This is a genomic window from Streptomyces sp. NPDC006261, from assembly GCF_040613515.1.
Lineage (GTDB): Bacteria > Actinomycetota > Actinomycetes > Streptomycetales > Streptomycetaceae > Streptomyces.
This window is the reverse complement of record NZ_JBEXSI010000166.1, coordinates 1-1,029: the sequence shown is the minus strand read 5'-3', so window position 1 is coordinate 1,029 and position 1,029 is coordinate 1. Positions and strand designations below refer to the sequence as shown.

Here is a 1,029-nt window from a genome sequence, read left to right as displayed (position 1 = left end):
CCCGACCTGCGCGTCGAGTCGCACCAGCAGACCGTGCAGGAGTCCGCAGCGGCGCTCCACGCGCTGCTCACCGAGAGGGGCCTGGCGTGAGCACCGTCACCAGCGTGCCGGAAGGCACCGTCCATCCGTACGCGCTCAGCCACCTGGACTCCCTGGAGTCGGAGGCGGTCCACATCTTCCGGGAGGTGGCGGGGGAGTTCGAGCGGCCGGTGATCCTGTTCTCCGGCGGCAAGGACTCCATCGTGATGCTGCACCTGGCGCTGAAGGCGTTCGCGCCGGCGCCGGTGCCGTTCACGCTGCTGCACGTGGACACCGGGCACAACTTCCCCGAGGTCCTGGAGTACCGCGACCGTACGGTGAAGAAGCACGGGCTGCGGCTCCATGTCGCCTCCGTCCAGGAGTACATCGACGCCGGGAAGCTCCGCGAGCGCCCCGACGGCACCCGCAACCCGCTCCAGACGCTCCCGCTCACCGAAGCCATCCAGCAGCACCGCTTCGACGCGGTGTTCGGCGGCGGGCGGCGCGACGAGGAGAAGGCGCGCGCCAAGGAGCGGGTCTTCTCGCTGCGCGACGAGTTCTCGCAGTGGGACCCGCGCCGCCAGCGTCCCGAGCTGTGGCAGCTGTACAACGGGCGGCACGCCCCCGGCGAGCACGTCCGGGTCTTCCCGATCTCCAACTGGACCGAGCTGGACGTCTGGCAGTACATCGAGCGCGAGGGGATCGAGCTCCCGGAGATCTACTTCGCCCATGAGCGCGAGGTCTTCTCCCGCAGCGGCATGTGGCTGACGGCCGGCGGCTGGGGCGGTCCCAAGGAGCACGAGGTCACCGAGACCCGCCTGGTGCGCTACCGCACGGTCGGCGACATGTCCTGCACCGGTGCCGTCGACTCCGACGCCACCACCCTGAAGGCCGTGATCACCGAGATCGCCGCCTCCCGGCTCACCGAGCGGGGCGCGACCCGGGCCGACGACAAGATGTCCGAGGCCGCGATGGAAGACCGCAAGCGCGAGGGGTACTTCTAACCATGAC

At 70.1% G+C, this 1,029-nt stretch carries 1 protein-coding gene and 1 pseudogene; both read left to right on the top strand.

The window, feature by feature from the left end; genetic code table 11:
* Window positions 1–90 (top strand): annotated as a pseudogene (locus ABZ154_RS35070) (adenylyl-sulfate kinase); the annotation flags it as partial.
* Window positions 87–1,022: a sulfate adenylyltransferase subunit CysD gene (cysD, locus tag ABZ154_RS35065; RefSeq protein ID WP_356838523.1), complete on the top strand. Its 936-nt coding sequence runs from the start codon at window positions 87–89 to the stop codon at window positions 1,020–1,022. The pseudogene ABZ154_RS35070 and the gene cysD, both read left to right, overlap by 4 nt.
* Window positions 1,023–1,029: the final 7 nt, after the last annotated feature.